This is a genomic window from Saezia sanguinis (assembly GCF_963921665.1).
Lineage (GTDB): Bacteria > Pseudomonadota > Gammaproteobacteria > Burkholderiales > Burkholderiaceae_C > Saezia > Saezia sanguinis.
Map to the genome: position 1 here is coordinate 119342 of NZ_CAWUGC010000005.1, position 8525 is coordinate 127866.

Annotated in this window: 4 protein-coding genes; 3 read left to right on the forward strand and 1 reads right to left on the reverse strand. The window is 50.7% G+C overall.

From position 1 onward, the window contains the following. The first annotated feature begins 34 nt into the window (after nucleotides 1–34). The 3 genes from AACY98_RS04530 to gltS all read left to right on the forward strand — a co-directional run bounded on the left by AACY98_RS04530 (nucleotide 35) and on the right by gltS (nucleotide 6648). Complete coding sequence (locus AACY98_RS04530) at nucleotides 35–4285, forward strand: DUF2339 domain-containing protein (RefSeq protein WP_339802128.1); 4251 nt, start codon at nucleotides 35–37, stop codon at nucleotides 4283–4285. Between the two features lie 102 nt (nucleotides 4286–4387). Then, a complete protein-coding gene (locus AACY98_RS04535; RefSeq protein ID WP_339802131.1) occupies nucleotides 4388–5146 on the forward strand; it encodes an aspartate dehydrogenase domain-containing protein in 759 nt (252 codons plus the stop codon). 275 nt (nucleotides 5147–5421) lie between these two features. Further along, complete coding sequence (gene gltS / locus AACY98_RS04540; RefSeq protein WP_339802134.1) at nucleotides 5422–6648, forward strand: sodium/glutamate symporter; 1227 nt, start codon at nucleotides 5422–5424, stop codon at nucleotides 6646–6648. Between the two features lie 50 nt (nucleotides 6649–6698). Here gltS and AACY98_RS04545 read toward each other — a convergent pair whose 3' ends face one another. Beyond that, entirely contained in the window at nucleotides 6699–7976 is a 1278-nt protein-coding gene (locus AACY98_RS04545) for a bifunctional O-acetylhomoserine aminocarboxypropyltransferase/cysteine synthase (protein WP_126981055.1), read from the reverse strand. Nucleotides 7977–8525 lie beyond the last annotated feature (549 nt).

Genomic DNA, 8525 nt, shown 5'->3' on the forward strand with positions numbered 1-8525 from the left:
GCACAGACAGCGTTGTTCAAGGAGCATCCGAATTATGGAAACACTGATTTTTATTGCCGTACTGGTTGTGCTGGTGCCCCCGGTTCTGGCCATTATCAGTATTGTCAGTGTCTCCAATTTGAAATACCGTGTACAGAAGCTGGAGGCAGACATTGAGTCTTTGCAGACGGCGATAGCATCTTTGGTGCATGAGCGGGCACGGTGGACTGAAGAAGCGCAAACGGCACAGGAAAAGCAGAAAGAGCAGGATGAGGCGGAGCGGTTCGACACGGCTGGTGTTTCTGTTAATGCAGTGCATGCTGCATCGCCACTTACAGATGCAATAACACCAGAAGAGCGCCCAGAGCAGACGTTAACGCCCCTGCGGGCAGAGCCTTTTGCAGGTTCTGTTGAGTGGCCAGAGGGCATACACTGGACCGTACCTGCTGAAAATGCTGCCCAAGACACGGCGAAAGAAGCATTGTCGCCAGCCAGCATGGCTGAGCTCAAACCGGAGACAGCGTCATTTGTCATTCAACCGATAAACACAGAGCCCGAAAACGTGGCCGTGTCTCCAGAGGATATGGCTACAGGCAATGACCTGCCTTTGTCCCCGGAATTTGCTACCCCGGTTTCTGCCGTGCAGACGGATACCGGGCGATCCGATGTGGGTGAAAGCCCAGACCCAGCTGGAGAAAAACAAGCGTTGCCTGAACAGGTTGTGCAAGAGGCTCCTGCAGGTATCTGGATGCAAGATCTGCCTGAAAATCAGGAGGAAAGACTCTATCCACAGCCACCTACTGCCCGTGACAGGGCAAAAGAAAGGCCTTCTTTAGGAGCAAAAGCGGTTAACAAACTGGTGGAATGGTTCACAACCGGCAATGTGCCGGTCAAAATTGGTGTGCTGGTATTGTTTGCCGGTGTGGCGGCTTTACTGAAGTATGTGACGGATCAGGGCTGGCTCAGCTTCCCGATGGAGTTCCGGCTGCTGGGTATTGCCGGCTTGGCGCTGGGCGCGCTTGGGTTTGCATGGCGCCAGCGCGAACGGCAGCGGACTTTCTCGCTCAGTCTGCAGGGCGGCGCGATTGGTATTTTGCTGTTGACGGTGTTTGCGGCATTTAAGCTCTATGGGTTTTTACCGGCCTCGCTGGCCTTTGGCCTGACCACGGCATTGGTTGTCGGTACCGGCTTGCTGGCCGTCATGCAGGATGCCCGCATTCTGGCCGTGTTTGCCATACTGGCAGGCTTCCTGTCTCCTATCTGGTTATCTACCGGCAGTAATAACCATGTGGCCTTGTTTTCGTACTATGCCATTTTGAATGCAGGTATTTTCGGCATGGCCTGGTGGCGTTCCTGGCGTATGCTGAATCTGCTCGGGTTTGCGTTTACTTTTGGTATCGGTACTTTCTGGGGAGCATTGCAATATGCACCAGAAAAATTTGCCTCAACAGAGCCGTTTTTGCTGCTGTTCTTTGCATTCTATTTGGCGATACCAATACTTTATGCGCGCAGTTTTGTAGGCAACAAACGCGATATGGTCGATGCTGCGTTGGTGTTTGGTACACCCTTGGTGGCATTTTCTTTGCAGTCTGTTCTGTTGCAGGATTTTCCCCGCTACGTGCTGGCGGCAAATGCTTTTGGGCTGGGCATGTTATATGCGGTGCTAGCAAGGTTTCTTGCCTCTGGCAAAGCATTTAAAGAGCTGGTTCCGGCATATATCGCACTGGCCGCAGGCTTCATGACTTTAGCTGTGCCACTGGCGTTTTCTGCGCAGCAGACCAGTTGCATTTATGCACTGGAGGGCGCAGCCCTGGTATGGTGGGGCATACGGCAGGCGCGCCGGATAACACAATACAGCGGGCTGGCGTTGCAGGTGCTGGCTGCGGGAACTTTGGTTTACAGCATGGAAAGTTATTTCATGCAAAATGCCGCTGGGTTGGCGGTCGTGAACCCGACTTTTGTGACCTTGCTGATGCTTGCGGCTGCCGGGCTGTTTTGCACCTGGGTTTATTGGGCCAATGCATGCGGTCGTTTGGGCGAGAAAGATAAGTACAGCCGTGATAAAACTTTGCTGTTATATCTCTGGGGGCTGTTATGGTGGTGTGTTGCCGGCTGGTGGCAGATTAAGTATGTTGTCGATGTTACGCAGTCGTTACATGCCGGGTTGATGTTTGCGGTGTTGACCGCGTGGCTGGCGGCAGAAGCAAGGCGAAAATGCAAAATGCTGTTGCTGCCGGTAACGACAATGGCCGGGTTTGTTCTGGTGGTGGTGTTCTGCCTGATGCAAACGCACACATATGGAACGCCTTTAACCGGTTATGGCTGGCTGGCATGGGCCGTTTATGCTGTATTGGGCGGGCGCAGTATTTATTGTTTGCGACAGGACGGGACTCAACTGGTAGAGAAGGTGCAGTTGCTTTGGTGGCCTACCTGGGCATTGATGCTGACGCTTGCATTGAAATGGTGGGGCGTTCAGTCTGCTGTTGCCGCAGACTGGATCTGGGCGGTTCAGATTTTGCCTTGGGTGACGCTGATTGTGATGACATTGTGGTTCTGGGGCATTGTCAGGCAGCCTTTGGGCGTGCGGTTTGATGCGTGCCGGGATCAATTGCAGGGCTTGCTGTTTGCTGCAGCGGGTTTATGGTGGCTGTTTGTTCTGATGCAACCTGCCGACAGTACGCCGTTTATCTGGCTGCCTGTTCTTAATCCAATCGAATTGTTGCAACTGCTGTTTGTTGGTTTGTTATGGTACTGGCTGAAAAAACAGAATACGCAGACATGGCTGTTGCCGCTACAGCAGAATATGCTTTTTGCTGTGGCCGGTTTTCTGCTGACCAGCGTGATGACATTGCGTGCAGTGCATCATTGGGCCGGGGTTCCTTGGGGAGAGGAGATTTTTGCCTACCAGCAGGCGCAGACTTATTTGAGCATGGTGTGGAGCGTGCTGGGTGGCGTGATGGTCTGGCGGGGCGTGTATAAAAAACAGATGTCACTGCAGAATGCGGGTATTGGCTTGCAACTGCTGGCGGCAATTGCATTTGGTTTGAGCCTGTTGAAACCGATTGAACCCAGCGACGCCATTTTGACGCCGGTATTTATCAATATGCTGTTACTGGCATTTGCCGGGCTGGGCAGCGCATGGTGTTATCACACTTGTGCAGAGAATAAGGATGTGCGTGAGCGACAGGCCGGCATCATGTTTTATGTGTGGGGGATGTTGTGCTGGCTGGTTGCCGGGCTGTATCAGATAGATCGCCTGGTTCCTGAACTCTATGTGCTCAGCTTTGTGCTGGTGCTGGTTGCTTTGACAGGGTGGCTGGCGGCAGAGGTGCACCGTGTCCGCCCGGCACTGTTGCTGGGGGTTACCGCAATGGCAGGCATCGGGCTGGCCGTGCCATTGGCACTGTTGCAAAGCAGTGGAGGCGGCAATCCGTTTGCAGATGGTGGTTGGCTGGGCTGGCTGTGTTACGGTATTTTCGGCTGGCGTGCTTTATTGTGTTTGCGTCAAAAAAGTATTCAGTGGCCGGCAAAAGCAGCACAGTTGATTTGGTGGCCGGTTTGGATGCTGGTTCTGGGGCTGGTCATGCAGTGGTGGAGTGTTTCTTGGGGACTGGGGGCAGGGTGGCAGCATGCAGCCATTGTTGTACCTTGGCTGCTGCTGGCAGGCGCAACTTTATGGTTATGGGAACGTGTACGCTTACCTTTAGGCGTGGCGTTTGATGCGAGTCGCCAGGTTTTACAGGGAGCGTTGTTTTATGTCGGGGTTTTGTGGTGGCTGTATGCTTTGTTCCTGCCTGCACAAACCGAACCGTTTATATGGTTGCCGGTGCTCAATCCGCTGGATGCCATGCAGTTGTGTTTTGCAGGGATGCTGATCTTCTGGCTGCGTACGGATAAATCGGCACAACGGTTTTCAGGTACTACCCAGGTTTTGGTGTATTCTGCCATGCTTTTTGCGCTTGCCAGCACCATGGTGCTGCGTGGTGTGCACCACTGGGGCGGCATACCGTGGGATGGCGCGCTGATGCACAGCACCCTGGCACAAACGGGTTTGAGTGTGGTGTGGAGTGTTCTGGGTGTGTTGGCGTGGATACGTGGTTCGCGCCGTGGCCTGCGTGAGTTGTGGTGGGTTGGCGCCATATTGATGGGGGTGGTACTGGCCAAACTTATTCTGATTGACCGGCAGAACCTGGGTAATGTATTGGGCATTACCTCATTCATTGCATACGGTCTGCTGTGCGTTGTGGTGGGGTATTTGGCTCCTGCACCACCACGCGAGTCTTTGCAAAACGACAAGGAGCAATAGCCAGAATTGCAGCGATGGTATCCCTGTCTAAGCATTTAAGGGCAGTGCGAATCTCTATAAAATTCTGCATGGGTTTTTAATAATCTGCAGAAAGAGATCTGGATGAAAAAAGTAGGCCTCATTGGTTTTGGCACCATTGGCAAGTATATTTATGACAACCTGAAAAAAGATGGTGTGGAATTTGTCTTCATATATAAGAAGACAAAATTAGAGGAGGGTGACTGTGCCGGGCTGGTCATCACTTCTGAAAAAGAGGTTGAAGAGAAGTGCAAACAGGGCGTGGATCTGGTGATTGAGGCTGCAACATCGCAGGCCGTGACAGCGCTGGCGCCGGTTGTTTTGAAATATGCCGATATGGCGGTATTTTCTTCTACTGCATTTGCAGATGAAAGTTTTCTAAAAAGTATTCAGGAGCTTTGTCAGAAAACCAGCCGCAAGCTTTATATTCCACATGGAGCAGTTCTGGGTTATAACGGCATTGTGGATGGTAAAAAAGTGTTGCAGGAAGTGACAATTACCACCACAAAATCACCTAAAAGCCTGGGGCGTACAGACACCAGTAGAACCGTCGTGTTTGAAGGCGCAACGCGTGAAGCCTGCAAGCTGTACCCGCGCAATGTTAATGTACACGCCGGGGCGGCATTGGCCGGCCTTGGGTTTGACAGGACAACCTCCCGGATTGTTTCAGACCCTCAAGCGCCGGGGAATATGCATACGATAGAGATCAAAGCGGATGGCTGTCAGTTTAAAATAGAGGTACTCAGCGTATCCACCGGAGGCGTTACCGGCGCGTATACGCCAGTTTCTGCTTATTCTTCGGTTAAGCGCATTTTGTTCAGCCAGGGAATCACGCTGATCTGAGGTGGCGTTTCAGAAAATGCAGAAAGCAAACCCATGGCGTTTGCTTTTTTCTTGTGCAAACAACGGCTGCATTTGATATTTTGCTTTTCATTTTCATGGATTGCGACAAAGACATGGGTAGATCGGCATACGAAATTTATAATATGCCCTTTTTGAATGATCTGTAGCCGTTTGTGTTTCAGTTAAAAGATGCGGCTGCATTGAGATGCGTTGATGCAATGAACTGAAGCCGTGATCTGCGGGAACGGCTGTATAACTATAAGAAGGGGAAAAGCTTGGTTTTTTCTATTGATATTTACAACACACTTGTCATTACGAGCCTGGTGCTGCTGATCGGGCAGTATATGGTGAACAAGGTACCGGTGCTGAACCGCTATACCATTCCCGGGCCGGTTGCCGGAGGGTTGCTGGTTGCGGTTTTGCTTTTGATTATCAAACAGGCATTTGACTGGCAGGTCATGTTTGATATGTCTCTCAAAGATCCGCTGATGTTATTGTTTTTTGCCAGCGTTGGTCTGAATGCAAATATCGTTCAATTGAAAGCCGGCGGCAGAATGATCGCTGTTTTTCTGGTGGTGGTGGTCGGGCTGTTGCTGATTCAGAATGCGGTGGGCGTTGGGCTGGCCACAGTGTTAGGAATTGACCCGCTCATGGGGCTGCTTGCTGGCTCGATCACGCTGTCTGGCGGGCATGGTACGGGGGCGGCATGGAGTGAAACATTTGCAACAAAATACGGCTTTCAAAATGCGCTGGAAGTTGCGATGGCCTGCGCCACGTTCGGGTTGGTGTTGGGCGGCATTATTGGCGGACCGGTAGCGCGATTTTTGATTAAGAGAAATAAAATTGCAGAACATCCAGAGAACCCTGACAACGAAAAAGACAACCCGGAAAACACCACAGGTTTTGAAAAGCCCCAGATCAAACGCTCCATCAATTCGGCAGCATTAATTGAAACCATTGCCATGCTGGCCATTTGCTTGAGCGCAGGTCAGTATATTGCTCTGGCATTGAAGGGAACAGCTTTTGAGTTGCCGACTTTTGTCTGTGTGCTGTTTGTCGGTGTTGTTATTTGTAATATTTTGCCGCGCGTCAGCAACTTTCAGATTGTGGAGCGATCGGTGTCTATTTTGGGCAATGTCTGCTTATCGCTCTTTCTGGCGATGGCGTTGATGAGTCTGAAGCTGTGGGAGCTGGCATCACTGGCAATTCCCATGGTCGTTATTCTGTCGGTGCAGACGTTGATCATGGCGCTTTATGCGGGCTTTGTCACATTCCGGGTCATGGGCCGCAACTATGATGCTGCTGTTTTAGCTGCTGGGCATTGCGGCTTTGGGCTGGGGGCAACACCTACGGCAATTGCCAATATGCAGGCCGTGACAGAACGGTTTGGCCCGTCCCATATTGCTTTTATTGTGGTGCCACTGGTGGGGGCATTTTTCATTGATATTGTGAATGCCATTGTCATCAAGCTGTATTTGATGCTGCCCATATTCGGGGCCTGATTGTTGCAGTGGTATAAAAAAGAGCCTGAGGAATCAGGCTCTTTTTATCTTTATTTTGCAGCCGCCAGTGCCTGCTCCAGGTCGGCCAGAATGTCGTCAATATGTTCAATGCCGATAGACAGGCGAATCAGATCCTGGCTGACCCCTGCCTTTTTCAGCTCCTGTTCATTTAACTGGCGGTGTGTGGTTGTTGCCGGATGGCAGGCCAGTGAACGGGTATCGCCAATATTGACCAGGCGGATCAGCAGCTTGAGTGCATCGATGAATTTTGCACCGGCTTCTTTGCCGCCCTTGATGCCAAAAGACAGGATGGAAGAAGGAATGCCGCCATCCATATACTTTTGCGCAAGGGCGTATTCGGGATGGTTTGGTAAGCCGGCAAAATTAACCCAGCTCACCTGCGGATGTTTTTCCAGATATTGTGCAACTTTCAACGCATTTTCACAGTGCTTTTGCATACGCAAAGCAAGTGTTTCAACGCCCTGCAAAATCAGGAAAGCATTAAAAGGCGATAAAGCCGCGCCCATGTTGCGCAACGGAATCACACGGCAACGTGCAACAAATGCGGCAGCACCAAATTCTTTGGTATAAATGACGCCATGGTAAGAAGGATCAGGTTCATTCAGCATTGGATAGCGGTCGGGGTATTTTGACCACGGGAATTTTCCTGAATCAATCACCATACCCCCCAGGCTTGAACCATGGCCGCCGATATATTTGGTTAAAGCATGGATTACGATGTCGGCGCCGTGTTCAAAAGGTCTGCACAAAGTAGGCGATGGAACCGTGTTATCTACAATCAGCGGAATACCATGTCTGTGAGCGATATCTGCCAGCGCAGCAATATCGACCAGATTTCCCGCCGGGTTGCCCACACTTTCACAAAAAATGGCTTTGGTGCGTGCATCAATCATTTTTTCCAGCGCAGCCAGATCATCATGAGGTGCAAAATGCGTTGTGACGCCAAACTGAGGCAGATTGTGAGCCAGCAGGTTATATGTGCCTCCATACAAACGGGCAATGGAGACAATGTTGTCTCCAGCGCGGGCGATGGTTTGAATGGCATAGGTAATTGCTGCCATGCCGGATGCAACGGCAAGCCCGGCGATGCCGCCTTCCAGCGCTGCGACGCGTTCTTCCAGAACCGCATTCGTTGGGTTGGTAATGCGGGTGTAAATATTGCCAGGCACTTTCAGATCAAACAGATCTGCGCCATGCTGCGTGCTGTCAAATGCATAAGATGTGGTCTGGTAGATAGGAACTGCAACAGCATGTGTTGTTGGCTCAGGTTTATAGCCGGCGTGGACGGCGAGAGTTTCTGGTTTCATAGGTTGCCTTTGATTTTTTCTGTAAAGGAAAGTCGTGCTAAAGAGATCAACGTGTATTGAGCTATAGGTACAGTCATTACACAGATTCAAAAAGAGCTACAACGGAGGGTATCCATATCAACAGAGTGAAAATAGCACAAAAAGGAATAGTCTGGAACAAAAAGATGACCTTGAGGATAAAAGCAACGGTACAGAAAGTTGTCCGTTTATAAGCGCCCGCAAACTAAGGGTGTCAAAGTACCGTATTTTATATGGGCATGGCAGATCAAAGAGGTGGCATGGCGAGGCGTAACTGGTTGAAAACATTGCGTGAGCATAGGGGCGGTGAATGTGATGCGGGCATCTACAAAATCGAACGATGGGATCTATGCGGCTAAATTATTTAGTGTGAATTCATGACTCGCTTGACAAAGTTAAATAAGGGGTGCTATAGTTCATGTCTTCGCTGAATTACAGCGCAGCTGCAAGGCGTGATGAGAGGAAGGCTCCCTGATGAAAAGTGAGGGGGCTTTTTAATCGGTTAAGCAGAAACGTATCTTTAAAAATTAA

Excerpts from the sequence above, each read along its gene's own strand:
- AACY98_RS04535 (WP_339802131.1), top strand. The coding sequence starts at position 4,388 with ATGAAAAAAGTAGGCCTCATTGGTTTTGGCACCATTGGCAAGTATATT.
- AACY98_RS04545 (WP_126981055.1), bottom strand. The coding sequence starts at position 7,976 with ATGAAACCAGAAACTCTCGCCGTCCACGCCGGCTATAAACCTGAGCCA.
- AACY98_RS04530 (WP_339802128.1), top strand. The coding sequence starts at position 35 with ATGGAAACACTGATTTTTATTGCCGTACTGGTTGTGCTGGTGCCCCCG.